This is a genomic window from Pseudomonas sp. TH39(2020) (genome assembly GCF_016650715.1).
GTDB lineage: Bacteria > Pseudomonadota > Gammaproteobacteria > Pseudomonadales > Pseudomonadaceae > Aquipseudomonas > Aquipseudomonas mandelii_C.
The window spans coordinates 2,247,742-2,271,919 of sequence record NZ_JAEKFF010000006.1; the positions used below are offsets into that span (position 1 = coordinate 2,247,742).

27 protein-coding genes and 1 pseudogene are annotated in these 24,178 nt (G+C 58.6%); 9 read left to right on the top strand and 19 right to left on the bottom strand.

What is annotated here, in order from left to right:
- Positions 1-999 (bottom strand): tonB-system energizer ExbB, encoded by a 999-nt coding sequence (exbB, locus tag JFU47_RS17940; protein WP_201184674.1) that lies wholly within the window; start codon positions 997-999, stop codon positions 1-3.
- Positions 1,000-1,188: 189 nt separating this feature from the next.
- On the opposite strand from exbB, the gene JFU47_RS17945 reads away from it, so the two are divergent.
- The gene (locus tag JFU47_RS17945) at positions 1,189-2,052 is read left to right on the top strand and encodes an SDR family oxidoreductase (protein WP_201184676.1); all 864 of its coding nucleotides are present in this window, start codon (positions 1,189-1,191) and stop codon (positions 2,050-2,052) included.
- A gap of 46 nt (positions 2,053-2,098) precedes the next feature.
- Here the strand turns inward: JFU47_RS17945 and JFU47_RS17950 are convergent, their stop codons facing one another.
- The 7 genes from JFU47_RS17950 to JFU47_RS17980 form a co-directional block, all read right to left on the bottom strand.
- Positions 2,099-2,833 carry a hypothetical protein gene (locus JFU47_RS17950; RefSeq protein ID WP_201184678.1) on the bottom strand — a complete coding sequence of 245 codons (735 nt, stop codon included), beginning with the start codon at positions 2,831-2,833 and terminating at the stop codon, positions 2,099-2,101.
- A gap of 78 nt (positions 2,834-2,911) precedes the next feature.
- Positions 2,912-3,652, bottom strand: a complete 741-nt coding sequence (locus JFU47_RS17955; RefSeq protein WP_140675534.1) for a hypothetical protein — start codon at positions 3,650-3,652, stop codon at positions 2,912-2,914.
- Positions 3,653-3,709: 57 nt separating this feature from the next.
- Complete coding sequence (locus tag JFU47_RS17960) at positions 3,710-4,090, bottom strand: RidA family protein (RefSeq protein ID WP_003229509.1); 381 nt, start codon at positions 4,088-4,090, stop codon at positions 3,710-3,712.
- 24 nt (positions 4,091-4,114) lie between these two features.
- Entirely contained in the window at positions 4,115-6,220 is a 2,106-nt protein-coding gene (spoT, locus tag JFU47_RS17965; RefSeq protein ID WP_123367164.1) for a bifunctional GTP diphosphokinase/guanosine-3',5'-bis pyrophosphate 3'-pyrophosphohydrolase, read from the bottom strand.
- A gap of 56 nt (positions 6,221-6,276) precedes the next feature.
- Positions 6,277-6,540 (bottom strand): DNA-directed RNA polymerase subunit omega, encoded by a 264-nt coding sequence (gene rpoZ / locus JFU47_RS17970; RefSeq protein ID WP_007894670.1) that lies wholly within the window; start codon positions 6,538-6,540, stop codon positions 6,277-6,279.
- A gap of 167 nt (positions 6,541-6,707) precedes the next feature.
- Entirely contained in the window at positions 6,708-7,328 is a 621-nt protein-coding gene (gene gmk, locus JFU47_RS17975; protein ID WP_201184680.1) for a guanylate kinase, read from the bottom strand.
- A gap of 12 nt (positions 7,329-7,340) precedes the next feature.
- Positions 7,341-8,204 carry a YicC/YloC family endoribonuclease gene (locus JFU47_RS17980; protein ID WP_140675530.1) on the bottom strand — a complete coding sequence of 288 codons (864 nt, stop codon included), beginning with the start codon at positions 8,202-8,204 and terminating at the stop codon, positions 7,341-7,343.
- Positions 8,205-8,473: 269 nt separating this feature from the next.
- On the opposite strand from JFU47_RS17980, the gene rph reads away from it, so the two are divergent.
- Positions 8,474-9,196 (top strand): ribonuclease PH, encoded by a 723-nt coding sequence (gene rph, locus JFU47_RS17985; protein ID WP_010465211.1) that lies wholly within the window; start codon positions 8,474-8,476, stop codon positions 9,194-9,196.
- A 28-nt stretch (positions 9,197-9,224) separates the two neighbouring features.
- Entirely contained in the window at positions 9,225-9,593 is a 369-nt protein-coding gene (locus tag JFU47_RS17990; protein WP_140675527.1) for a DUF4870 domain-containing protein, read from the top strand.
- A 9-nt stretch (positions 9,594-9,602) separates the two neighbouring features.
- On the opposite strand, the gene JFU47_RS17995 is transcribed toward JFU47_RS17990, so the two are convergent.
- A complete protein-coding gene (locus JFU47_RS17995; protein ID WP_201184682.1) occupies positions 9,603-9,947 on the bottom strand; it encodes a hypothetical protein in 345 nt (114 codons plus the stop codon).
- A gap of 57 nt (positions 9,948-10,004) precedes the next feature.
- Between JFU47_RS17995 and gltS the strand changes: the two genes are divergently transcribed.
- A complete protein-coding gene (gene gltS / locus JFU47_RS18000; RefSeq protein WP_201184684.1) occupies positions 10,005-11,210 on the top strand; it encodes a sodium/glutamate symporter in 1,206 nt (401 codons plus the stop codon).
- A gap of 85 nt (positions 11,211-11,295) precedes the next feature.
- Here the strand turns inward: gltS and JFU47_RS18005 are convergent, their stop codons facing one another.
- Complete coding sequence (locus JFU47_RS18005; protein WP_007934608.1) at positions 11,296-12,075, bottom strand: exodeoxyribonuclease III; 780 nt, start codon at positions 12,073-12,075, stop codon at positions 11,296-11,298.
- 82 nt (positions 12,076-12,157) lie between these two features.
- On the opposite strand from JFU47_RS18005, the gene pyrE reads away from it, so the two are divergent.
- A complete protein-coding gene (gene pyrE / locus JFU47_RS18010) occupies positions 12,158-12,802 on the top strand; it encodes an orotate phosphoribosyltransferase (protein ID WP_123367160.1) in 645 nt (214 codons plus the stop codon).
- A 78-nt stretch (positions 12,803-12,880) separates the two neighbouring features.
- Here the strand turns inward: pyrE and JFU47_RS18015 are convergent, their stop codons facing one another.
- The 7 genes and pseudogenes from JFU47_RS18015 to coaBC all read right to left on the bottom strand — a co-directional run bounded on the left by JFU47_RS18015 (position 12,881) and on the right by coaBC (position 18,505).
- Entirely contained in the window at positions 12,881-13,264 is a 384-nt protein-coding gene (locus JFU47_RS18015) for a hypothetical protein (protein ID WP_140675522.1), read from the bottom strand.
- Entirely contained in the window at positions 13,251-13,823 is a 573-nt protein-coding gene (locus JFU47_RS18020) for a hypothetical protein (protein WP_140675517.1), read from the bottom strand. Before JFU47_RS18020 ends, JFU47_RS18015 begins: the two co-directional genes overlap by 14 nt.
- 17 nt (positions 13,824-13,840) lie before the next feature.
- Positions 13,841-14,053 (bottom strand): hypothetical protein, encoded by a 213-nt coding sequence (locus JFU47_RS18025; RefSeq protein WP_074871958.1) that lies wholly within the window; start codon positions 14,051-14,053, stop codon positions 13,841-13,843.
- Positions 14,054-14,258: 205 nt separating this feature from the next.
- Positions 14,259-15,164: an acetylglutamate kinase gene (gene argB, locus JFU47_RS18030; RefSeq protein ID WP_109626724.1), complete on the bottom strand. Its 906-nt coding sequence runs from the start codon at positions 15,162-15,164 to the stop codon at positions 14,259-14,261.
- A 25-nt stretch (positions 15,165-15,189) separates the two neighbouring features.
- Positions 15,190-16,593 (bottom strand): annotated as a pseudogene (locus JFU47_RS18035) (phosphomannomutase/phosphoglucomutase); the annotation flags it as partial.
- Between the two features lie 242 nt (positions 16,594-16,835).
- Positions 16,836-17,291: a dUTP diphosphatase gene (gene dut, locus JFU47_RS18040; RefSeq protein WP_140675509.1), complete on the bottom strand. Its 456-nt coding sequence runs from the start codon at positions 17,289-17,291 to the stop codon at positions 16,836-16,838.
- A 5-nt stretch (positions 17,292-17,296) separates the two neighbouring features.
- Positions 17,297-18,505, bottom strand: coding sequence for a bifunctional phosphopantothenoylcysteine decarboxylase/phosphopantothenate--cysteine ligase CoaBC (gene coaBC / locus JFU47_RS18045; protein ID WP_123367155.1), 1,209 nt, complete (start codon positions 18,503-18,505; stop codon positions 17,297-17,299).
- Between the two features lie 136 nt (positions 18,506-18,641).
- Here coaBC and radC point away from each other — a divergent pair, with 136 nt between their 5' ends.
- Positions 18,642-19,316 carry a RadC family protein gene (gene radC / locus JFU47_RS18050; RefSeq protein ID WP_201184687.1) on the top strand — a complete coding sequence of 225 codons (675 nt, stop codon included), beginning with the start codon at positions 18,642-18,644 and terminating at the stop codon, positions 19,314-19,316.
- Between the two features lie 154 nt (positions 19,317-19,470).
- On the opposite strand, the gene JFU47_RS18055 is transcribed toward radC, so the two are convergent.
- Positions 19,471-21,057, bottom strand: coding sequence for an ABC transporter substrate-binding protein (locus tag JFU47_RS18055; RefSeq protein WP_201184689.1), 1,587 nt, complete (start codon positions 21,055-21,057; stop codon positions 19,471-19,473).
- Positions 21,058-21,502: 445 nt separating this feature from the next.
- On the opposite strand from JFU47_RS18055, the gene rpmB reads away from it, so the two are divergent.
- Both rpmB and rpmG read left to right on the top strand, forming a co-directional pair.
- On the top strand, positions 21,503-21,736 hold the full coding sequence (gene rpmB / locus JFU47_RS18060) for a 50S ribosomal protein L28 (RefSeq protein ID WP_007894701.1): 234 nt from the start codon (positions 21,503-21,505) through the stop codon (positions 21,734-21,736).
- Between the two features lie 11 nt (positions 21,737-21,747).
- Positions 21,748-21,903, top strand: a complete 156-nt coding sequence (gene rpmG, locus JFU47_RS18065; RefSeq protein ID WP_007894709.1) for a 50S ribosomal protein L33 — start codon at positions 21,748-21,750, stop codon at positions 21,901-21,903.
- Positions 21,904-22,083: 180 nt separating this feature from the next.
- Here the strand turns inward: rpmG and JFU47_RS18070 are convergent, their stop codons facing one another.
- Positions 22,084-22,446, bottom strand: a complete 363-nt coding sequence (locus tag JFU47_RS18070) for a cupin domain-containing protein (protein ID WP_123367152.1) — start codon at positions 22,444-22,446, stop codon at positions 22,084-22,086.
- A gap of 237 nt (positions 22,447-22,683) precedes the next feature.
- On the opposite strand from JFU47_RS18070, the gene JFU47_RS18075 reads away from it, so the two are divergent.
- The gene (locus JFU47_RS18075) at positions 22,684-24,177 is read left to right on the top strand and encodes an aldehyde dehydrogenase (RefSeq protein ID WP_123367151.1); all 1,494 of its coding nucleotides are present in this window, start codon (positions 22,684-22,686) and stop codon (positions 24,175-24,177) included.
- Position 24,178 lies beyond the last annotated feature (1 nt).

Below are 24,178 nucleotides of genomic sequence, written 5' to 3' on the forward strand. Positions count from 1 at the left end.
TTACCCTACTTTGACCATGTGGGGTTGCGCGGAGCGCTCGGTGGTCGGCAGGTGATCGAGGTCACGGCTAACCAGCAGCAGGACTTCAGCCGAGGCATCGGATACTTGTGCCTTGTAACCGGCAATGGAGCGGGCAAATACGTTGTAGATCACAACGGCCGGAATCGCGGCCACCAGACCCAACGCGGTTGCCAGCAGGGCTTCGGCGATGCCGGGAGCCACGACGGCGAGGTTGGTGGTCTGGGTTTTGGCGATGCCGATGAAGCTGTTCATGATGCCCCACACGGTACCGAACAGGCCGACGAACGGCGCGGTAGAGCCGATGGTGGCGAGCACGCCGGTGCCGCTGCTCATGTTCCGACCGCAGGCTGCGACCAGACGCTCAAGGCGGAAGGCGACGCGTTCCTTGATGCCTTCTTTCTCGCGGCTGTTGACCGACAAACGCATCTCTTCCAGGGCGTCATGCACCAGCAAGTTGGCGAGGGTGCCATGCTTGGTGGCTGTCGCACTGGCTTCTTTAAGCGTGGTGGCTTTTTTCAGGTGGACGATTTCGGTGCGCAGACGACGCTTGGCGCCCATCAGCTCGAAACCCTTGGCGATCCAGATGGTCCAGGTGATGATCGAGGCGATGGCCAGACCGATCATCACGATTTTCACGATAATATCGGCGTTCTTGTACATACCCCATGGCGACAGGTCGTGGGCCATGCCCAGCGAGTTGGCCTCTTCTTGCGGCTCATTCATCTTCTTCGCCGCATCGCCAAACTCGGCTAATGCTTTTTGTACTTCCGGAGGCAGGGAGGAAGTATCGACACTGCCGTCAGGATTTCTCGGTACGTCAGGTGTTGCTTGAGCCGAAGGCTCATGGGCGGCGGGTGCCGAGGCTTCATCAGCGAAGGCGGCGACCGGTGCGAGCATCAGGGTAAGCAGCAGGGCGGCCAGAGCGCTCCAGGCGCGAGGTCGTTTGGTAGGCGAAGCGGGGAATTGATTGGGTGTCATGCTGGCCGGACCTGAGAAAGAAAAACGGTAAATGCTCTTCCAGGCCTCGTAAGGCCGAGAACAAAAGTGGCTGGCATTATTGCAATTAATTCTTGTTAACAAAAGTAATAGCGTCTCTTTTTTTCCTCCATTACTAGCTGCTTATCCATTTCGGGCGCTAGTCTGTACCTTTCTTGAGGGAGTTTTCTGATGTCCGCGCCTTCTGTTTTGATCGCCGGCTGCGGTGATGTTGGCAGTCGTCTGGCTACGCAATTGATCGCTTCCGGGTGGGAGGTTCATGGCCTGAGGCGTGACGTCTCACGCCTGCCCAAGGGGGTGATTGGCGTTGCCGGTGACTTGTTCAATGAAGACTGTCCAGCGACCTGGCCAGTCGGTGCGGTGGATTACCTGGTGTATTGCGCGGCGGCCACTGATCACGATGAGGCGGGTTACCGCGCCGCTTATGTTCAGGGTTTGCAGCACGTGCTGGAGTGGCTGGGCGACTACGGTCAGGTGCCCGACCGCCTGCTGTTTGTTTCCAGCAGCAGTGTGTATGGCCAGCAGGATGGCGAGTGGGTCGATGAGACTTCGCCTGCTGTAGCCGCTGGCTATTCAGGGCGTGTGATGCTGGAAGCCGAGCAGATTGCCCTCAATAGCGGCATTCCTGCCAGCGTCGTGCGTTTAACCGGTATCTATGGTCCCGGCCGTGAGTGGCTGTTGACCCAAGTTCGCCGCGGCTATCGCGTTGCGGTCGACCCGCCGTTGTATGGCAACCGTATTCATGCAGACGACGCGGCGGGGCTGATGGCCTGCTTGCTTGAGGCGGACCGGCGTGGCGTGGCGCTGGATGACGTCTATATCGGCGTCGACGATGCGCCAGCACCACTGGCAGAAGTGGTGGGCTGGCTACGAGAGTATTTGGGCGTGACCGAATGGGATGACGACGCGAGCGTGCGGCGCACTGGCAGCAAGCGCTGCCGCAATGTGCGGGCCAAAGCCTTGGGCTGGACACCGAAGTACCCAAGTTACCGCGAAGGTTATGCCGCGATACTTGCCCAGGGGGAGTTGAGCTGAGCGAGCTTCTAAACAACAGGCGCCTGCGGGCGCCTTTGTTTTTGGGTCATTGTTTTACCAGCAGCCACTGGCGTGGGCCGGGGGTGAATTGGGGGATTTCGTCTGGCCGGGATTGATTGATTGCCTGGAAAATCTCCAGTTGCTTGCCTTTGCGAACGAAAATCCATGTGTCACTCAGGTCGCCCGTGCCCAGATACAAGGTGTCATTCCCTGCGCCTTGGCTGGCGCAATCACCGTCCAGGCATAACTCGTATCGATCGGTTCCCGGTAAGCCTGAAACATGGCCATCTTCCGTAAACTCGACCCGCTGGCCTGTTCCGTGACTGTCGATGATTTTCCACTGCCCGCCCATATAAGCAGCGTTCAGGGCGCTCCTGAAGGTGCTACCCCACTTCGTCTGCGTTTTGGCGGTCTTGCTGGGGCGACTGAACACCTGCTGGGGGACGTGCTCCTTGGCCAGTTGGGTCAGTCGCTTGCCATCCAGGCGCAGCTCGTCAGTGCCGTAGCCGTTGTAGTCGACGGTCCAGGCATTGGGGGACTTTTGCAGCAGTTGGCCTCCACCCCTCTCAAAACCGCTGCTCACTTGCGCCTTGCCGGTGCGAGTGTTGATGTCCCATTCCAGATTCCGGCCATGGGTGTTTAAGGATTCATGTAAAGACTGGCCTTGGGCCGCTGCATCGATGGCCGCCTGATTGATCCAGATACCACTGATATCCGTTTCTGCGGGAATAGAGGTGCAGCCGCCGAGCAGCAAAAGGCTGAGGACAAGCAGTGGGCGCATGTTCAATCCTTGAGAGGGGTGAAGAATTTCACGGCGCAGGCTAAAGAAAAAGGAGCCCGTAGGCTCCTATATTCTGTATCACTGTTTTTCCAGCAACCACTTGCGATCACCCGGGGTGAACTGCGGCATTTCATCCGCCTGTGCGGTGTTCACTGCCTGGAGGATTTCCAGTTCCTTGCCCTTGCGTGCAAAGATCCAGGTGTTGCCCTGACCATTCGCCTGTAGCCACATGTTGTCATTGCCGCCGCTCATCGACGCGCAATCACCGGCCAGGCACAGGGCATAACGATCCGCCCCCGGCAGGCCTGCAACCTGGCCGTCAGCCTGGAACTGCACGGTATTGCCTTCACCGGGACCGCTGACGACTTTCCAGCTGCCGCCCATGTAGGCTGAATACAGTGCGCGTTCGAAACTGGCGCCCACCGGTGCGCCCTCTGGCACCGTAACCTGCGCGCGGTCGAAGACTTGCTCCGGCTCATTGTCGCTGGCGACCTGGCTCAATTGCTTGCCGTCACGCTTCAGCTCACTACCCGAGCTGCCATAAAAGTCGACCTTCCAGGCGCCGGACTCTTCGCCTAGCAGCTTGCCATCGACGTTTTCAAAACCGTTGGTGTAGCGGGCCTGACCGGCCTTGGTGTTGACGTCCCATTCCAGGTTCGGGCCATAGGCCTGGAGCGCTTCGCGCAGGGGGCCGCCTTTGGCTGCAACATCGATGGCCGCCTGATTGATCCAGGTGCCGCTGATGTCACGGTCGGCAGGGTTGCTGGCACAACCGCCCAAGAGTAGGGCGACCAGCGAGAGAGCTAGCGCTTGGCGCATGGTGGAATCCTTTCAAAGCAAGATCGGCGCAGCCTTTAGAAGGCTGCACCGGACGCATTACTCGATGACCAGAATGGCATCCATTTCAACCTGCGAACCCTTTGGCAGGGCTGCTACGCCGATGGCGGCGCGGGCAGGGTAAGGCTGGTCAAAGTACTTGCCCATGATCTCGTTGACCTTGGCGAAGTGGCTCAGGTCGGTGAGGAAGATGTTCAGTTTGACGATGTCCTTGAACGAACCGCCAGCGGCTTCAGCCACGGCTTTGAGGTTCTCGAACACCTGGACGGTCTGGGCTTCGAAGCCTTCAACCAGTTCCATGGTTTTTGGGTCCAGTGGAATTTGACCCGACATGTAAACGGTGTTGCCGGCCTTGATCGCCTGGGAGTAAGTGCCGATGGCGGCCGGGGCCTTGTCGCTGGTGATAACTGTTTTGGTCATGAATGACTCCTTGTAATAGTGGGCTTAGGCACGCATGCGGGTGATGCGAATCACCCCGGTCAGGGCGCGCAGTTTCTTGATCACGCGGGCCAGGTGTACGCGGTCGTGCACGCTGACCACCAGTTGGACCACGCTGATGCGACCATCGCGTTCGTCCATGCTGATTTTTTCGATATTGCCGTCGGCCGCGTTGACGCTGCTGGCCAGCAGAGCGATCAGGCCGCGCTGATGTTCCAGCTCGACGCGCAGTTCGACATTGAATTCACCGGTGACATCCTTGGCCCACGAGAGCTGGATGCATTTTTCCGGGTTGTGGCGGATTTCGCTGATGTTGCGGCAGTTGTCCAGGTGCACGACCATGCCTTTGCCCGCGGACAGGTGGCCGACAATCGGGTCGCCCGGGATCGGCGTGCAGCACTTGGCGTAACTGAGCACCAGGCCTTCTGTGCCGCGAATCGCCAGCGGGCCTTCCGAGCTCGGCAGCTGTTCGCCTTCACCAAGCAATCGGCGGGCGACCACGTAAGCCATGCGATTGCCCAGGCCGATATCTTCGAGCAGGTCTTCGATCAGTTCCAGGCGGTACTCGGTGAGCATCGCCTTGACGCGCTCGGCTGCTACTTTCTCCAGCGAGCTGTCGAACCCGTTGAGAACCTTGTTCAGCAGGCGTTCGCCGAGGCTGATGGATTCGGAGCGGCGTTGCAGTTTCAACGCATGGCGGATGTGAGTCCGCGCCTTGCCGGTGACCACGAAGTTGAGCCACGCCGGATTCGGTCGAGCCCCGGGGGCGCTGACGATCTCGACCGTGGAGCCGCTTTGCAGCGGTTCGGACAGCGGTGCGAGACGTCGATTGATCCGACAGGCAATGCAGCTGTTGCCCACGTCGGTGTGCACCGCGTAAGCGAAGTCGACCGCCGTGGAGCCTTTGGGCAGCTCCATGATCCGGCCTTTGGGCGTGAACACGTAGACCTCGTCCGGGAACAGGTCGATCTTCACGCTCTCGATGAATTCCAGCGAGTTGCCGGCGCGTTGCTGCATCTCCAGCACGCCTTTGACCCACTGGCGGGCGCGGGCGTGAGTACCTTTTGGCTGCTCGTCGCCACTGGATTTATAGAGCCAATGGGCGGCGATGCCATTGTTGGCCATCTCTTCCATTTCACGGGTACGGATCTGAATCTCGATCGGTACACCGTGCATGCCGAACAGCGTGGTGTGCAGCGACTGGTAGCCGTTGGCCTTGGGGATCGCGATGTAATCCTTGAAGCGACCCGGCAACGGTTTGTACAAATTATGCACAGCACCCAGTACGCGGTAGCAGGTATCGACCTTGTCGACGATGATCCGGAACGCATAGACGTCCATGATCTCGTTGAAGGCCCGACGCTTGCCGCGCATTTTCTTGTAGATGCCGTAGAGGTGTTTTTGACGACCGCTGACCTCGCCCTGAATGCCGTCGATGGCCAGGCAGTGGCTGAGGGATTCTTCGATCTTGTTGACGATTTCCTTGCGGTTGCCCCGGGCGCGTTTGACCGCCTGGTTGATCCGTGCGGAACGCATCGGGTGCATGGCCTTGAAGCCGAGGTCTTCGAATTCTATGCGGATGGCGTGCATGCCCAGCCGGTTGGCGATAGGCGCATAGATTTCCAGGGTTTCCTTGGCGATCCGTCGGCGTTTTTCGCCGGACAGGACTTCCAGGGTCCGCATGTTGTGCAGGCGGTCGGCCAGTTTGACCAGGATCACGCGAATATCGCGGGCCATGGCCATGGCCATTTTCTGGAAGTTTTCAGCCTGGGCTTCGGCCTTGGTCTCGAAGTTCATCTGGGTCAGTTTGCTGACCCCGTCGACCAGTTCGGCCACGGTTTCGCCGAATTGCGCTTGCAGCGCTTCCTTGGCAATACCGGTGTCTTCGATCACGTCATGCAGCATCGCAGCCATCAGGCTCTGATGGTCCATGTGCATGTCGGCAAGAATATTCGCAACCGCGAGTGGGTGCGTGACGTACGCCTCACCGCTACGGCGGCGTTGGCCGTCGTGGGCTTGTTCGGCGTAGAAGTACGCTCGGCGGACCAGGTTGACCTGGTCCTTGCCGAGGTAGGTCGATAAGCGATCGGCGAGGGCGTCTATGCTCGGCATGATGAAACCTGCCGTTCGCTGTGACCCCGCGCCGTGCTACGTCGACCAGGCATGGCTTAGACTGCCTCGTTGGACTCGTCCTCGAACGCTGCGAACAGCGGTTCGTCTTCGACGATTTCAGCGTTGGCGATGAACTCGTAGCTCATCAGGCCTTCAGCGATTTCACGCAAGGCTACAACGGTAGGCTTGTCGTTTTCCCACTGAACCAGTGGCTCTTTGCCGCCGGTGGCCAGTTGACGGGCACGCTTGGTAGACAGCATGACCAGCTCAAAGCGGTTTTCCACGTGGTTTAGGCAATCTTCAACGGTTACGCGGGCCATGGTATTCCTCGGAGCGAATGCAATATGCGCGCTGCCCGGTTGGGCGAGCGGACTCAACAGTTTAAAAAATCACCAGCGATTAGGGAAGCGCTGATTTTTTGACCAAGCCCTTCAACGCGCTGCAAGTGCCAATGTAAAGCCCTTGCAACGGTTTTGGGAAGAGCTGTTTAGCCGAGCAATTCGGCCAAAAGTTTTCCGTGACGCTGCTGCTGGCGCTTCTGATGAAGCTGATTGGCACGGAAAATCGCCTGTAAATCGCGCAGTGCGTGGGCGAAATCGTCGTTGATGATCAGGTAATCGTAGTCGACGTAGTGACTCATCTCGCTGACGGCTTCGCGCATCCGGCCTTCGATGATCTCGTCGCTGTCCTGGCCGCGATTAGTCAGGCGCTGGTGCAAGGCCTGCAATGACGGCGGCAGAATGAAGATCGAGCGGGCCTGGGGCATCAACTTGCGCACTTGCTCGGCGCCTTGCCAGTCGATTTCCAGGATCAGGTCGTGGCCTGCGTCGAGGGTCTGCTGCAAGTGGCTTTGCGAGGTGCCGTAGAGATTGCCGAACACTTCGGCGCGCTCCAGGAAGTCGCCATGTTCGCCCATCTTCACAAACGCTTCGCGGGAGACGAAGTGATAGTTCACGCCGTTCACTTCACCGGGGCGCATGGCGCGGGTGGTGTGGGAAACCGAGACGCGGATCTCCTGGTCGGAGTCGGTCAAGGCCTTGACCAGGCTGCTCTTGCCCGCGCCCGAAGGTGCGGAAATGATGTACAGGGTGCCGGTGCTGTGGGTCATGTCAGGGTTGCCTTACTCAATATTCTGCACTTGTTCGCGCATCTGCTCGATCAACACCTTGAGGTTGACCGCCGCCTGGGTGCTGCGCGGGTCGAAAGCTTTGGAGCCCAGTGTGTTGGCTTCGCGATTGAGCTCTTGCATCAGGAAGTCCAGGCGCCGACCGGCAGCGCCACCGGATTTGAGCACCCGGCGAACTTCGATGATGTGAGTGCTCAGGCGATCCAGTTCTTCGGCGACGTCGCTCTTTTGCGCGAGCATGACCATTTCCTGCTCCAGCCGCTGCGGATCCATCTCGGCCTTCATGTCGGCGAAGCGGTCGAGGACTTTCTGGCGCTGGGTGGCAAGCATCTGCGGGACCAGCTCACGCAGGGTCACCACGTCTTCTTCAATGGAGGTCAGGCGATCGTTGATCAACCGCGCGAGCTCCGCGCCTTCGCGCTCGCGGCCGGCCTTGAGTTCTTTCAGGCCTTCGTTGAACAGCGCCAGGGCTTCGGCATTCAGGGCTTGCGGGTCGGTCGCGTCGCCCACCAGCACGCCGGGCCAGGCCAGGACTTCCAGCGGGTTCAGCGCGGCCGGGTTTTTGATCAGGCCGGCGATGGTCTCGGCGGCGGCGACCAATTGCGCGGCGCGCTCGCGGTCCACTTGCAGGGGTTTGTCGGTATTTTCTTCGGTGAAGCGTAGGGTGCATTCGAGCTTGCCCCGGGAGATTCCCTGGCGCAGGGCTTCGCGGACCGCGCCTTCGAGGTCGCGAAAGGACTCTGGCAAGCGCAAGTGCGGCTCCAGGTAGCGGCTGTTGACCGAGCGCAGTTCCCAGCTCAGGGTGCCTTGGGTGCCGGCTTTTTCGACGCGGGCGAAGGCGGTCATGCTGTGCACCATGGAGGTACCTCGCAATGCAGGTTCATGCGTTACCAAAGGTTTCGCAGGCCTGATCTATATGAATTTAAGCCCAGAGGCAGCAAAGGCGCAGGATTGTAGCGCAGTGGGGCGAATGCGCCCAAACACACGGAGTGACAAAGGGCAGCAGGCCGTCGGTAAAGCGCTATTCAGGGCCTTCAGTCGTCGGGGGATTTTTTAGAAGTGCCCACTCACGGCCCTGCGGCTCTATAATGCTCCGCAGTTTTCCGTCCCCCGTACAGGTATTCCCTATGAAACGTCCAAGTGGTCGCGCTGCCGATCAGCTCCGCTCGATCCGCATTACCCGCAACTACACCAAACACGCCGAGGGATCTGTACTGGTCGAGTTCGGTGATACCAAAGTCATCTGCACCGTCAGCGTCGAGAACGGCGTGCCGCGTTTCCTCAAAGGTCAGGGCCAAGGCTGGTTGACCGCTGAATACGGCATGCTGCCGCGCGCCACTGGCGAGCGTAACCAGCGTGAAGCGAGCCGTGGCAAACAAGGCGGCCGCACCTTGGAAATCCAGCGTCTGATCGGTCGTTCCCTGCGCGCTTCGCTGGACATGTCCAAGCTGGGCGACGTCACCCTGTACGTCGATTGCGACGTGATCCAGGCTGACGGCGGCACCCGCACCGCGTCCATCACCGGCGCCATGGTTGCACTGGTCGATGCCTTGAAAGTGATCAAGAAGCGCGGCGGCCTGAAAGGCGGCGACCCGCTGAAGCAAATGATTGCTGCCGTATCGGTGGGTATGTACCAGGGTGAGCCGGTACTCGACCTCGACTACCTGGAAGACTCGGCCGCCGAGACCGACCTGAACGTGGTGATGACCAGCACGGGCGGCTTCATCGAAGTCCAGGGCACTGCCGAAGGCGCACCGTTCCAGCCGGAAGAGCTGAACGCTATGCTGGAACTGGCGAAGAAAGGCATGACCGAAATCTTCGAACTGCAAAAGGCTGCACTGGCCGATTGATCGGACCGCTCCACACAAGGAGGACGTTATGAGTGACGAGCAACAGCTGCTTCCCACACCGAGCAAAGAGGTTCGGCAGTGGGCGATGTTCTGTCACTTGTCCGCCTTGCTGGGGATCTGGGTTCCGTTTGGCACGTTGATCGGCCCGCTGATTCTCTGGCAGATGAAGCGCGAGATGGACCCGTTCATCGATGCGCAGGGCAAGGAGGCGCTGAACTTTCAGATCACCGTCGCCATTGCCTCCGCCATCTGCTTGCTGCTGATGGTGGTGATCGTCGGGTTCTTCCTGTTCGGTTTGCTAGCGATTGGTGCGCTGGTGCTGACGATCATCGGCGGCGTGAAGGCCAATGAAGGGGTGCCGTACCGGTATCCGTTCACTTGGCGGCTGATCAAATAACGATCAGCGCTAGATTCCCTTGTGGGAGCGACCGCTGTGTGAAAATGCAGTTCGCCACGCTTTAAAACAAATGCCCTGACTTGTCGGGGCATTTGTTTTTATAAATTGGATTAACTTCCCAAACGTTGCCGTTAGCAATATCCAGCTGCCGCAGGTATTGCTGCGCACTGTCGCACTTACACTTCTAGTCACAACTGCTTTCGCCTCTGCACCGCCTATGTGCTTGGCAATGAGACTTCGCGGTTGATAAAGTTGCCCCAAGTAATATTCCTTCAGAAATATTTCGATATATTCGGACCATTGAAGGTCCTTGAATTTAAAGCAAATCAGTGTTGAGAAGATCAATCTGTTCATGAGGCGTGTCCAGGTAAAAAGTTCGCCTCTGAACGTATATATAAAAGAATAATCCCGATGGTTCAGCTCGATTTTTATGGAACACTTGTGGCCGCCTCTTTAGTGCTGTTATTGGGGCGCGGACTAGTCACCCGAATTGGTTTTTTACGCAACTACAATATCCCTGAACCTGTAGCAGGCGGCCTGGTGGTTGCTCTGCTTCTCCTGGCTTTGCGGGGACTTGATATTGACGTCCGATTTGACACCTCACTGCAAACTCCCTTGATGTTGGCTTTTTTTGCCACCATCGGCTTGAGCGCAGACTTCGCCAGCCTGAAGAAAGGCGGGCGCGTAGTGGGGATCTTTCTACTGGCGGTCACCACGCTTTTGGTGGTCCAGAATGCCATGGGCATCGCGCTTGCAAAAACGTTGGGACTCGATCCTTTGATGGGCCTGCTGACAGGCTCGATTACCTTGGCGGGTGGTCACGGTACAGGCGCTGCGTGGGGAACGGTCTTCAGTGAGAAGTACGGTCTGGCTTCTGCCTCTGAGCTCGCGATAGCCTCTGCGACGTTTGGCCTGGTGTTAGGCGGCTTGATTGGTGGTCCGGTCGCTCGCCTGCTCATCAAACGTGTCCAGGTGCCCGGCCTCGAGCAAGAAAAGCCACGGCTGCCAAAGGGCTTTGAGCAACCGAACAAAGAGCGCTCGATCACGCCATTTTCGTTTATCGAGACACTCGCTCTGATCGCGGTCAGCTTGCTGGTTGGTTCTATCCTGAATGGTCTGCTCCAAGGAACTGCATTTGAGCTGCCGACGTTCGTTTGCGTCTTGTTCGTGGGTGTGATTTTACGGAACGGGCTTTCAGCGTTTGGCTTGTATCAGGTGTTTGAGCGTGAAGTTTCCGTGTTGGGGAATGTCAGCTTATCGCTGTTTCTGGCGATCGCTCTGATGTCGCTCAAACTGTGGGATCTGGCAGCACTGGCTGTGCCGATCTTTATCATCCTGGCTGCGCAAGCGTTGATCATGGCACTGTTTGCGATTTTCGTGACATTCAGAATGATGGGTAGCAACTACGATGCGGCAGTTCTGGCGGCGGGGCACTGCGGTTTCGGACTAGGAGCAACGCCAACTGCCATCGCTAACATGCAAGCGGTGACGCAGCGTTATGGGCCTTCGCAGATAGCGTTTCTAGTGGTGCCAATGGTGGGTGCATTCTTCATCGACATCATTAATGTCATCGTGATCAAGTTGTATCTGGCGCTGCCGTTTTTCGCCGCTGTTTGAAGGTTTAGCGCATAAGAAAAATGCCCGTATCTTTCGATACGGGCATTTTCGTCAACCGGTCAGCAGGTTTTCGTGTCAGAGAAACCTAGATAGTCAGCGTCCAGTCGTAGTCCACGATCAGCGGTGCGTGCTGCGAGAACCGTGGCTGACGAGGCAAGCGCGCGCTACGTACGAAACGGCGCAGACCCGGCGTCAGCAACTGATAGTCGAAACGCCAACCGAGGTTGAGCATTTCAGCCTGTTCGTTATCCGGCCACCAGCTGTACTGGTCACCTTCCCGGCTGACTTCACGCAGGGCATCGACATAGCCCATGTTGCCGACAATCTCGTCCATCCAGGCACGTTCAGGTGCCAGGAAGCCCGGGGATTGCTGGCTGTCACGCCAGTTTTTGATATCCAGCTTCTGTTGCGCCACGTACAGCGAGCCACAGTAAATGTACTCGCGACGTTTGCGTCGCTGTTTATCCAGATAACGGGCGAAATCGTCCATTAGCTTGAACTTCTGGTTCAAGTCTTCATCGCCGTTCTGCCCCGAAGGGAGCAGTAAGGTCGCGATGCTGACCTTGTCGAAATCGGCTTGCAGGTAGCGCCCGTAGCGGTCGGCCGTCTCGAAGCCGAGACCGCTGATGACTGCCTTCGGTTGCAGCCGCGAATACAAAGCCACGCCACCTTGGGCGGGAACTTCGGCTTCGCAGGCATAAAGGAAGTAGCCATCCAGTTGGAAGGCTGGATCGTCCAGTTCAAAGGCGGAGGCGCGGGTGTCCTGCAGGCAGATGACGTCGGCATTCTGTGCTTGCAGCCAACTGAGCAACCCTCGCTCCACTGCAGCCTGAATACCATTGACGTTCACACTGATGATCCGCATAAATGGCCCCAAAAATCGCGTGCGTGTATGATACACGGCGTCAACCTAATTAGCTAAATCCGTGGTATTTGGGGTTTTTTTCATGCAAGCGTATCAGCGCGATTTCATTCGTTTTGCCATCGATCGCGGCGTTTTGCGCTTCGGCGAGTTCACCCTGAAGTCCGGACGCACCAGTCCTTACTTCTTCAATGCCGGCCTGTTCAACTCGGGCTCGGCTCTTGCGCAGCTGGGTCGTTTCTACGCGGCAGCCATCATCGAGAGCGGTATTTCGTTCGATGTATTGTTTGGCCCGGCGTACAAAGGCATCCCTTTGGCGGCGACCACCGCAGTGGCCCTGGCCGAGCATCATGATCGTGATTTGCCATGGTGCTTCAACCGCAAGGAAGCCAAGGCTCACGGCGAAGGCGGCAGCCTGGTCGGCGCACCGTTGACCGGCGACGTGCTGATCATCGACGACGTGATCACCGCTGGCACTGCCATCCGCGAGGTGATGCAGATCATCGCTTCCCAGGACGGCGCCAAGGCGGCGGGTGTGCTCATCGCCCTGAACCGTCAGGAGCGTGGCAACGGCGAGTTGTCGGCCATCCAGGAAGTGGAGCGCGACTTCGGTATTCCGGTGATCAGCATTGTTTCGCTGAACCAGGTGCTCGAATTCCTGGCTGACGATCCGCAGCTCAAGCAGCATTTGCCAGCCGTAGAAGCCTACCGCGCGCAGTTCGGCGTCTAACCACAATCCCTTGTGGGAGCGGCGTACAAAAAAAGACCCCGCTCAGCCAGTCTGAGCGGGGTCTTTTGTTTTATGTCGTCAGCGCAGTCTTTGCCATTTTCCTATTAGTTTTAGTGCCAATCCCAGGTTGAACAGCGCAAACACCAGCAGTGCCAGGACGACTAGCACGTAGAGCGTACGATCCACGTCGAAATCCCACAGATCCAGCGTGCTGCTTCCCATGATCCTCACGGCGGCAGGGAAGTTGACGTAAAACAGCGCCGCGAAGGCGGCCGTCAGTGGAAGAGCGCGGCCGAACAAAACGTTCATTACTGTTTTGCGGCTGCGTTTTCTGGCAAGCGCACCTGGCTGTTTTTCATCCAGTTCCAACGCTTCTTGCAGCCTTGGCCACGCCAGGTTGAACATGAAGGTGGTCAGGGTCAGCAGCAAACCGCTGACCGCGACGATGTCACTGAACGGCATTCAGGCCCAGTGTCTGGCACAACAGCGCGTGGGAATCTTCACTGATTTCAAACTGCCCGGCGCTGCCTTTGCGTTTTGTAATGGGTTTGAAAGTCGGCTCGTTCTGGGTGATCAGCATGTTCAGTTCATCACGGATGACGTCAGAGCTGATCACCACCAGATAAACCGTCTGCGCATGCTCTGCCGTTTCGATCACGGCCCTCATGCTGTGTTGAAGGATCTCGTCCAACTGATTGCGAAAGCGCGAAACCGTGTTTTTCAGCAGGGTTTTGCTTTGGCTCTGGGTCAGCTGAAAAATCGTCGATATCTGGGATTCGGTCGGCAATGTCTGCCCGAAGTAGCTTTGAATCAGATACAGCAAGCGGTCCTGTTTCGCTTCATCGGCCCGACTCGGCATGCCGCCTTCTACCAGCATTTTCAAGTATTCGGTCAGGCTCGCCTTGGCGATGCGCTGCAGGGCGTGGGCGATTTCGTGGTCGGAGATCCTCAGGGTCTTTTTGACTGGCTCCTTTTGCTCGAGGTCGAATGCCTGGGCGTCAATCGTGAACGAGATCTGCATGGTTCAGGCTCCCGTGATTACTTGGAAGGCTTGTTTGGATACGGATCTGCCACGGCGTCACCTTGGCCGGTCAGGATATTCCAGCCATTGAGTACGTGGGTGCTTGGTTTGAAGTCTGGACACGGCGGAAGCGAAGTCTTTGACTGATTGGTGTATTCGCGCCCGCAGTCTGCGCACTCGTAAGTGCCTGCTGAAACATCACTGCCGTAGGGAACGTGGTCTTTTTTCATGGGGAAGATCTCCTGTGGATACAGGGAGGATCCTATGCAGATTTGTTCTTCCGCGATGTCGGACGTTTCGTTGACTCGGGTAAGACATTTCCTATGCGCATAAAAAAGATCGCAGACTTCGTCAGCTCCTACAGAGTTTTCGTACATCCGAAAATCCGCTTTTGTAGGAGCTGCCGAAGGCTGCGATCTTTCAAGGCTCTATAAATCAGGGACGCTTGCGATTACTGATCAAAGTACCCACGCCCGTATCGGTGAAGATCTCCAGCAGAATCGCATTCGGCACCCGACCATCGATGATCAACGAGCTGCCCACGCCACCTTGCACGGCTTCCAGCGCGCAACGGATCTTCGGCAGCATGCCGCCGTAGATGGTGCCGTCGGCGATCAAATCGTCGACCTGTTGGGTGGTCAGGCCGGTGAGGACCGTGCCCGACTTGTCCATCAGGCCGGCGATGTTGGTCAGCAGCATCAGCTTTTCAGCTTTCAGCGCTTCGGCGACTTTACCGGCCACCAGGTCAGCGTTGATGTTGTACGACTCGCCGTTGGCGCCGACACCGATTGGCGCGATCACCGGGATGAAGTCACCTTTGACCAGCAGGTTCAGCAGGTCGGTGTTGATCCCGACCACTTCACCGACCTGACCGATGTCGATGATTTCCGGTTGAGTCATCTCCGGCGTCTGGCGGGTCACGGTGAGCTTTTTCGCACGAATCAGCTCGGCATCTTTACCGGTCAGGCCGATGGCGCTGCCGCCATGACGGTTGATCAGGTTGACGATGTCCTTGTTGACCTGGCCGCCGAGGACCATTTCCACCACGTCCATGGTTTGCGCGTCAGTCACGCGCATGCCATCGATGAAGTGGCTCTCGATCGACAGACGCTTGAGCAGGTCGCCGATTTGCGGGCCGCCACCGTGAACCACCACCGGGTTAATGCCGACGGCTTTCATCAGCACGATGTCGCGGGCGAAGCCGGTTTTCAGCTCCTCGCTTTCCATCGCGTTGCCGCCGTATTTGATCACCAGCGTCTTGCCGACATAGCGGCGAATGTAAGGCAGCGCTTCGGACAGGACCTTGGCGGTGTTGGCGGCGGCTTCGCGTTCGAGGGTCATTCAGGGCTCCGGGTGCTTCGTTAAATCAGAACGGTAATTGGAGATCAGGTGCAACACGCTTCAACTGGACTTTGAACACGTCCTTGATGCGTTGCAATTCCGCCTCGTCATCGGCCTCGAAGCGCAGCACCAGCACCGGTGTGGTGTTGGACGCGCGCACCAGGCCCCAGCCTTTGGCGTAGTCGACTCGCACGCCGTCAATGGTGGTCAGGTCGGCGCCTTCGCCCCACTTCGCGTCGTGCAGAGCATCAATGATGCTGAATTTGCTCTCTTCGGTCACATGGATATTGATTTCCGGCGTAGAAATATCGTTCGGGAAGGTCGCAAACAGCTCTTCCGCGGTGGATTTTTCTTTGCTGAGGATCTCCAGCAGACGCGCGGCGCTGTAAATGCCGTCGTCGAAACCGAACCAGCGCTCCTTGAAGAAGATGTGCCCGCTCATTTCGCCGGCCAACAGGGCGCCGGTTTGCTTCATTTTCTTTTTGATCAACGAGTGACCGGTCTTCCACATGAGCGGACGACCGCCGTATTCCTTGATCAGCGGTGTCAGGCGACGGGTGCATTTGACGTCGAAAATGATTTCCGCGTCAGCATTGCGCGCCAGTACGTCACGGGCAAACAGCATCAGCAGGCGGTCCGGGTAGACGATGCTGCCGGTGTTGGTCACCACGCCGACGCGGTCGCCGTCGCCGTCGAAGGCCAGGCCCAGGTCAGCGTTGGTTTCCTTGACCTTGGCGATCAGGTCCACGAGGTTTTCAGGCTTGCCCGGATCCGGATGGTGGTTCGGGAAGTTGCCGTCGACGTCGCAGAACAGCGGGATGACTTCGCAGTTCAGGGCTTCGATCAGTTGCGGGGCGATCACGCCGGCGGCGCCGTTACCGCAATCGACCACCACCTTCAGGCGGCGGGCGAGTTTGATGTCCTGGACGATTTCGGTGTTGTAGCGGTCGAGGATCTCGATCTGGGTGATGCTGCCCTTGCCGCTGCTCAGGTTGTTGGTCTTGAGGCGTTCGTGCAGGGCCTGGATCTGTTCGTTGGCCAAGGTGTCGCCAGCGATGACGATCTTGAAGCCGTTGTAGTTCGACGGGTTGTGGCTGCCGGTGAGCATGACGCCGGATTTGCCGGCCAGCACGTTGGCGGCGTAGTACAGCGCAGGCGTTGGCACCAGGCCGACGTCGCTGACGTGGCAACCGCTGTCGGCGAGGCCTTTGATCAGTTGTTCGACCAGTTCTGGACCGGACAGGCGACCGTCACGGCCGACGGACACGTTGGGTTCGTCCTGGGCCAGGCTCTGGGAGCCGATGGCGCGACCGAGCCAATAAGCGGTTTCAGCGTTCAAGAATTCCGGGACGGTGCCGCGAATATCGTAGGCGCGGAAGATGCTGTCGGGGAACTTGGGTGCGACTTGGGCTGGGGTGCTCATTACTGGAAATGCTCCATCTCGAAGGGTGGCTGGACCTGCTGCGAAGAACTCGTCGACAGGCTCAAACTGAAGGGTATGACGGCGTTTTCCACTGAGAGTTCGTGGTGTGTAAAGGCCATGACCCCGACATCAGCGTGTAATGGAACGGCCAATGCGTTGATTTTCAGTGATAAACCTTCCAGATGACGTCTGTGCAATTCAGTGCAAAACCTGTGGGAGCGAGCAGGCTCGCTCCCACAAGGAAATCATCAATGGCTGCCGGAATGCCCGAAACCGCCAGTGCCACGCTCGGTTTCAACGAACTCTTCGACCATCTCGAAGTGCGCTTGAACCACCGGCACCAAAACCAGTTGAGCCAAACGTTCGCCGACCACGATGTTGAAGTCGGTCTGGCCACGGTTCCAGCACGACACCATCAGCGGGCCTTGATAATCGGAGTCGATCAGGCCGACCAGGTTGCCCAGCACGATGCCGTGCTTATGGCCCAGGCCCGAGCGCGGCAGAATCAGCGCCGCCAGGCCTGGATCACCGATGTACACCGACAGGCCGGTAGGAATCAGCAGGGTTTCGCCCGGCTTGATGACGGTGTCTTTTTCCAGCATGGCGCGCAGGTCGAGGCCGGCGGAGCCTGGCGTGGCGTACTGCGGCAGCGGGAAATCGGTACCGATGCGAGGGTCGAGGATCTTGGCTTGCAAAGTGTGCATGTAAATTAAACCTGGTTCAGACGTTCGGCGATAAAAGTGATCAGCTGGCGAGCAATCTTGCTCTTGCTGGTCTGGGCGAAAAGTGTGGCGTGTAGCTGACGGTCGATCACGCTGCAGGCATTTTCTTCGCTGTTGAAGCCAATGCTCGGGTTGGCGACGTCGTTGGCGACGATCAAATCGAGGTTCTTGTCTTTCAACTTGCGTGCAGCGTAATCGAGCAAGTGTTCGGTTTCGGCGGCGAAACCGACACTGAACGGACGGTCAGGGCGAGTGGCAATGGTGGCCAGAATGTCTGGGTTACGCACCATCTGTAGCAACAAGCCGTCGCCGTTCGTAGGGTCTTTCTTGAGTTTCTGTGGGGCGACGACTTCCGGGCGGTAATCCGCGACCGCTGCCGAGGCGATGAACAGGTCGCAAGGGATCGCGGCTTCACACGCGGCGAGCATGTCGCGGGCGCTGACCACGTCGATGCGGGTGACGCGATCCGGGGTCTGCAGGTGCACCGGGCCGGTGATCAGGGTTACACGGGCGCCGGCTTCCACCGCGGCTTCGGCCAGGGCAAAGCCCATTTTTCCGGAGCTGTGGTTGGTGATGTAGCGCACCGGGTCGATGTTTTCCTGGGTCGGGCCGGCGGTGATCAGCACGTGTTTGCCGGTCAGCGCCTGACGCTGGAAGCAGTCCGCCGCGCACTGGGCGAGGTCGGTGGCTTCGAGCATGCGGCCCATGCCGACGTCGCCGCAGGCCTGGCTGCCGGAGGCTGGGCCGAAGGTTTTCAGGCCACGGCTTTCGAGGGTTTGCAGGTTGGCCTGGGTGGCCGGGTCGCGCCACATGGCCTGGTTCATCGCCGGGGCAACGGCGACCACGGCGTCGGTGGCCAGCACCAGCGTGGTCAGCAGGTCGTCGGCAATGCCTTGGGCCAGGCGGGCAATGAGGTCCGCGGTGGCGGGGGCGATCAGCACCAGGTCGGCCCATTTGGCCAGTTCGATGTGGCCCATGGCGGCTTCGGCCGCGGGGTCCAGCAGGTCGAGGTGGACCGGGTGGCCGGATAAGGCCTGCATGGTCAACGGCGTGATGAACTCGCTGCCGCCACGGGTCATGACCACGCGCACTTCGGCGCCCTGGTCGATCAGTCGGCGAACCAGGTCGGCGCTCTTGTAGGCAGCAATGCCGCCGCCGACGCCCAGAACGATGCGTTTCCGATACAGCCGCTGCATAGGTCTGCCTTTCATTTCGTTGATGACTGCATGGCGATACCCCCTCCCCAGGAGTGAAATCGCCCGCAAAAAAGATGGGCTACGATATCACAGCGACCGCTACGGAACAGCGGCGCCCACAGACCAGGGAGGTGCTATGAGTATTCGTGATTGGCCGGCGGCGGAGCGGCCGCGGGAGAGGTTGCTTGAGTTGGGCTCGGGGAGTCTTTCGGATGCCGAGCTGCTGGCGATTTTTTTACGAACGGGTGTGTCGGGTAAAAGCGCGGTAGATCTGGCGCGGCACCTGTTGAGTCAGTTTGGCAGCCTGCGCTCACTGCTCGAGGCCGATCAAGCAGCATTCAGCAGGCAGTTGGGGCTCGGGCCGGCGAAATTCGCTCAGTTGCAAGCGGTCCAGGAAATGAGCCGGCGGCATTTGGCCGAACGTGCGCGCCAAAAATCGGCGCTGGAAAATCCGCAGGCGGTTCGTGATTACCTGAAGTCAATGCTGCGTCATGAGCCTCACGAGGTGTTCGGCTGTCTTTTTTTGGATTCCAGGCATCAAGTGCTGGCCTTTGAAGTGCTGTTTCGCGGATCCATCGACAGCACTAGTGTCTATCCGAGGCAAGTGGTTAAGCGCGCGTTGGCCCACAACGCCGCAGCGTTGATCCTCTGCCATAACCATCCGTCGGGTAATCCCAACCCCAGTCAAGCCGACCGAACGCTGACCAAGCGCCTGCAAGAGGCGCTGGACCTGATCGATGTGCGGGTGCTCGACCATTTCATCATCGGTGACGGCGATCCACTGTCTATGGCCGAGTACGGGTGGATGTGAGCGAGGTTTTCGGAGTTAAGTGAGTCCCTTGTGGGGGCGAGCCTGCTCGCGAAGGCGTCGTGTCAGTCAACCTATTCAGTGACTGAATGGACGCTTTCGCGAGCAAGTCGAATCGTCGCACCGCCGCTCCCACAGGGATTTGTGTCGGGTCGGATTACTTGAGGTTGACCTTCGAGTAATCCTGGCGGCCGAACGGGCTCACTTGATACCCCTCAACATCCTTGCGCGTCAGCGCAAAGGCAGTCGGGTGGGCCAGCGGCAGCCACAGCGCCTGCTGCTGGATCTGTGCCTGGGCCTGTTCGTAGAGCTTGGTACGCACACCTTGCTCGCCGGTGGTCTTGCCGGCGCTGATCAGCTTGTCCAGGTCCTGGTTGCAGTAGCGTGCGAAGTTGGTGCCGGATTTGACCGCGGCGCAGGAAAACTGCGGGGTGAGGAAGTTGTCCGGGTCACCGTTGTCGCCGGCCCACCCCATGAACAACAGGTCGTGTTCACCGGCCTTGGCGCGGCGAATCAGCTCGCCCCATTCGATCACCCGGATCTCGGCCTGGATGCCGATTTCCGCGAGGTCCGATTGCAGCATTTGAGCGCTGAGGCTCGGGTTCGGGTTGAGCAGACTGCCAGAAGGTCGGGTCCAGATGGTGGTCTGGAAACCGTCCTTGAGCCCGGCCTTCGCCATGAGTGCTTTGGCTTTTTCGACGTCATGCGGATAACCCGGCAGGCCTTTGGCATAACTCCAGGTGTTCGGCGGGTACGGACCGTTGGCAGGTTGGGCGGTGTCTTCGAACACGGCTTTGACGTAGTTGGCCTTGTCAAACGCGAGGTTGATCGCCTGGCGCACTTCAGGCTTGTCCAGCGGCGGATGCTGGCTGTTGATGCCGACGAACGCGGTCATGAAGGCGTCAGTCTTTTCCACTTTCAGGGTCGGTTCTTTCAGCGCCGCCTGTACGTCCAGAGGCTTGGGCGACAGGGCGATCTGGCACTCGTTGCGGCGCAATTTCTGCAAACGCACGTTGGCGTCAGGGGTGATGGCGAAAATCAGCGGATCCACCGAAGGCTTGCCACGGAAATAATCCGGGTTGGCCTTGTAGCGAATCGACGCGTCTTTCTGGAAGCGCGTGAAGATGAACGGCCCGCTGCCGATTGGCTGGCTGTTGAGCTTCTCCGGGGTGCCGGCCTTCATCAGTTTATCGGCGTACTCGGCGGAGTAGATCGAAGCGAAGCCCATGCTTAGCGTCGGCAAGAAGGTCGAGTCCGGGTGGTCGAGGGTAAAACGTATGGTCAGCGGATCGAGCGCGTCGATCTTCTTGATCAGCGCCGGCAGCTGCATCGACTGGGCGTGTGGGAAGCCGCTTTGGGCGACTTTGTGCCAAGGGTTTGCCGGGTCGAGCATGCGGTCGAAGCTGAATTTCACGTCCTCGGCGGTCAGGTCACGCGTCGGGCTGAAGTATTCAGTGCGGTGGAATTTCACCTGCGGGTGCAATTTGAAGACATAGGTCAAGCCGTCGGGCGTGACTTCCCAGCTGTCCGCGAGGCTGGCAACCACTTTGCCGCTGGCGGTATCGAAGTCCACCAAGCGGTTCATCAGCACGTCGGCCGAGGCGTTGGTGGTGGTCAGCGAGTTGTATTGCACCACGTCGAAGCCTTCCGGGCTTGCCTCGGTGCAGACGCTCAGCGCGTCGGCATGGGCCAATGGGCTCAGCAGAAGAGGGGCGAGCAACAGCGGTAGGGCAGCGAGGCGCATGGTCGGATTCCTTTACAGATCGAAGGCCCATCTGCAAGTGCAGTCTGGAAAAGGCTTACCCTAGTGGGCTCTTTTGCAAATGACTATCCCCTTTTTCATTTTAAGGGGACTATGTGCGCTTGTTTTCGGTGATGCGGGCCGAGGAAAACCCAGAATCGGTCGGTTGGCCGATTCTCTGCGACGAGCGGTCTTCATCGACCACAGCCTTTATCCAAGGCGCTCGGAGCCCGAAAAATGGGGAATTTATCAAGTCCGCGCACACGGAATGTTGTTGCTCTCCAGTCTTTCTGGTATAAAGCAGCGCTCTTTTCTAGGGGCCCGGTTCCTTCACTGTAGGTGTAGCCGGTAAGACCTCTAAAGAAACGCGGCGCCTGGCGCCAAATGACTGAGAGATTAAGCGGCCAACCCATGCCGGGTTGGGCATGTGGTTTTAGAGGGCTGAGGCATGTCGAGAGTATGTCAAGTTACCGGTAAGGGTCCGGTGACTGGGAATAACATTTCCCACGCAAACAACAAAACCCGTCGTCGTTTCCTGCCGAACCTGCAGCATCACCGCTTCTGGGTTGAAGAAGAGAAACGTTTCGTGCGTCTGCGCGTATCTGCCAAAGGCATGCGTATCATCGACAAGCGTGGCATCACTGTCGTGCTGGCCGAAATCCGCAAAGCTGGCAAGATCTAAGGGAGCTAATCATGCGTGAATTGATTCGTTTGATTTCGAGCGCCGGTACTGGTCACTTCTACACTACCGACAAGAACAAGCGCACTACTCCGGACAAAATCGAGATCAAGAAATTTGATCCGGTTGTTCGTAAGCACGTGATCTACAAAGAAGGCAAAATCAAGTAATTGATTTTTCTCTCTTACGAAAAAGGCCCGTATCGCGAGATACGGGCCTTTTTTGTTGCCTGCGGGTTGTGCGTTGCCTGTTGGTGCCCCTTCGCGAGCAGGCTCGCTCCCACATTAAACCGCGATCCTATGTGGGAGCGAGCCTGCTCGCGAAAGCGTCGGCCCAGCTAACACAAATCCTCAAGCCTTCTGTTCAAACACCACATAGATCTTGCGGCACGGCTCCAGCACCTCCCAGGTGCCTCTGAACCCGGCCGGGATCACGAAGCGATCGCCCACGCGCAGGGTCTTGCCGTTGCCTTCGTTGTCGCGCAGCACTGAAACACCCTGAACGATCTCGCAGTATTCATGCTCGGTGTAGTTCACATGCCACTGGCCGACTTCGCCTTCCCACACGCCTGCGCTCATCTGGCCGCAAGGGCTGTTGTAGTGGTTGTACACTGCTTGTTCGGGGTCGCCCTTGAGGACTTTCGCCGGGTCTGGTCGATAACGATCGGGCAAGGTGGTGGCCTGGCTGAAGTCGACGATGTCCTGGATGCTCATTCTTGTAATCCCCCGTGATTGCGGCGCGATGGCTGGAAAGTCCAAAGTCTATGTTTATTAAAATGAACACCGCAAGGCCGTTTGCCGACCTTATGTCAAATATATTGAAACAACCCCGGCCACTGGTTTAGGGTGGCGGTTGCCTTGGGCCGAAAAAGCAGGCTGGCCGGGCAGAATTCCTGAGGACGCCCGCGAAGACCGCGGGGCGCTCGTATTCAATAAGAGGAGGACACTCGAATGACCACCCTGACTCGTGCCGATTGGGAACAACGGGCTCGCGATTTGAAGATCGAAGGCCGCGCCTACATCAATGGCGAATACACCGATGCCGTCTCTAGCGAGACCTTCGAGTGCATTAGTCCGGTCGATGGCCGTCTGCTGGGCAAGATTGCCAGCTGTGACGCCGCCGACGCCCAACGTGCTGTTGAAAACGCCCGCGCCACTTTCAATTCCGGCGTCTGGTCGCGCCTGGCACCGACCAAACGCAAAGCCACCATGATTCGTTTCGCCGGCCTGCTGAAACAGCACGCCGAAGAGCTGGCACTGCTTGAAACCCTGGACATGGGCAAGCCAATCAGCGATTCCCTGTACATCGACGTTCCTGGCGCGGCGCAAGCGCTGAGCTGGAGCGGTGAAGCCATCGACAAGATCTACGACGAAGTGGCGGCCACTCCCCACGACCAGCTGGGTCTGGTGACTCGCGAGCCGGTCGGCGTGGTCGGCGCCATCGTGCCGTGGAACTTCCCGTTGATGATGGCGTGCTGGAAACTCGGCCCGGCGTTGTCCACCGGTAACTCGGTGATCCTCAAGCCATCCGAAAAATCCCCGTTGACCGCCATTCGCATCGCTGCGCTGGCCGTTGAGGCCGGTATTCCGAAAGGCGTGCTGAACGTCCTGCCAGGCTACGGTCACACCGTCGGCAAAGCCCTGGCCCTGCACAATGATGTGGACACCCTGGTGTTCACCGGTTCGACCAAAATCGCCAAGCAACTGCTGATCTACTCCGGCGAATCGAACATGAAACGCGTCTGGCTCGAAGCCGGCGGCAAGAGCCCGAACATCGTGTTCGCCGATGCTCCGGATCTGCAAGCTGCCGCTGAATCGGCTGCCGGCGCCATCGCCTTCAACCAGGGCGAAGTCTGCACTGCCGGCTCGCGCCTGCTGGTGGAGCGTTCGATCAAGGATAAATTCCTGCCGCTGGTGATCGAGGCCCTCAAAACCTGGAAACCGGGCAACCCGCTGGACCCGGCAACCAACGTCGGTGCGCTGGTGGATACCCAGCAGATGAACACCGTGCTGTCCTACATCGAATCCGGCCACACCGACGGCGCCAAACTGGTGGCGGGCGGCAAGCGCATTCTTCAGGAAACCGGTGGCACCTACGTTGAGCCGACCATTTTCGACGGCGTCAGCAATGCGATGAAAATCGCTCAGGAAGAAATCTTCGGCCCAGTGTTGTCGGTGATCACTTTCGATACCGCCGAAGAAGCCATTGCGATTGCCAACGACACCCCTTACGGCCTGGCCGCAGCGGTGTGGACCCAGGATATTTCCAAGGCCCACCTGACCGCCAAGGCACTGCGCGCCGGTAGCGTGTGGGTCAACCAGTATGACGGCGGCGACATGACGGCCCCGTTCGGTGGCTTCAAGCAGTCCGGCAACGGTCGCGACAAGTCGCTGCATGCGTTCGACAAGTACACCGAGCTGAAGGCGACCTGGATCAAGTTGTAAG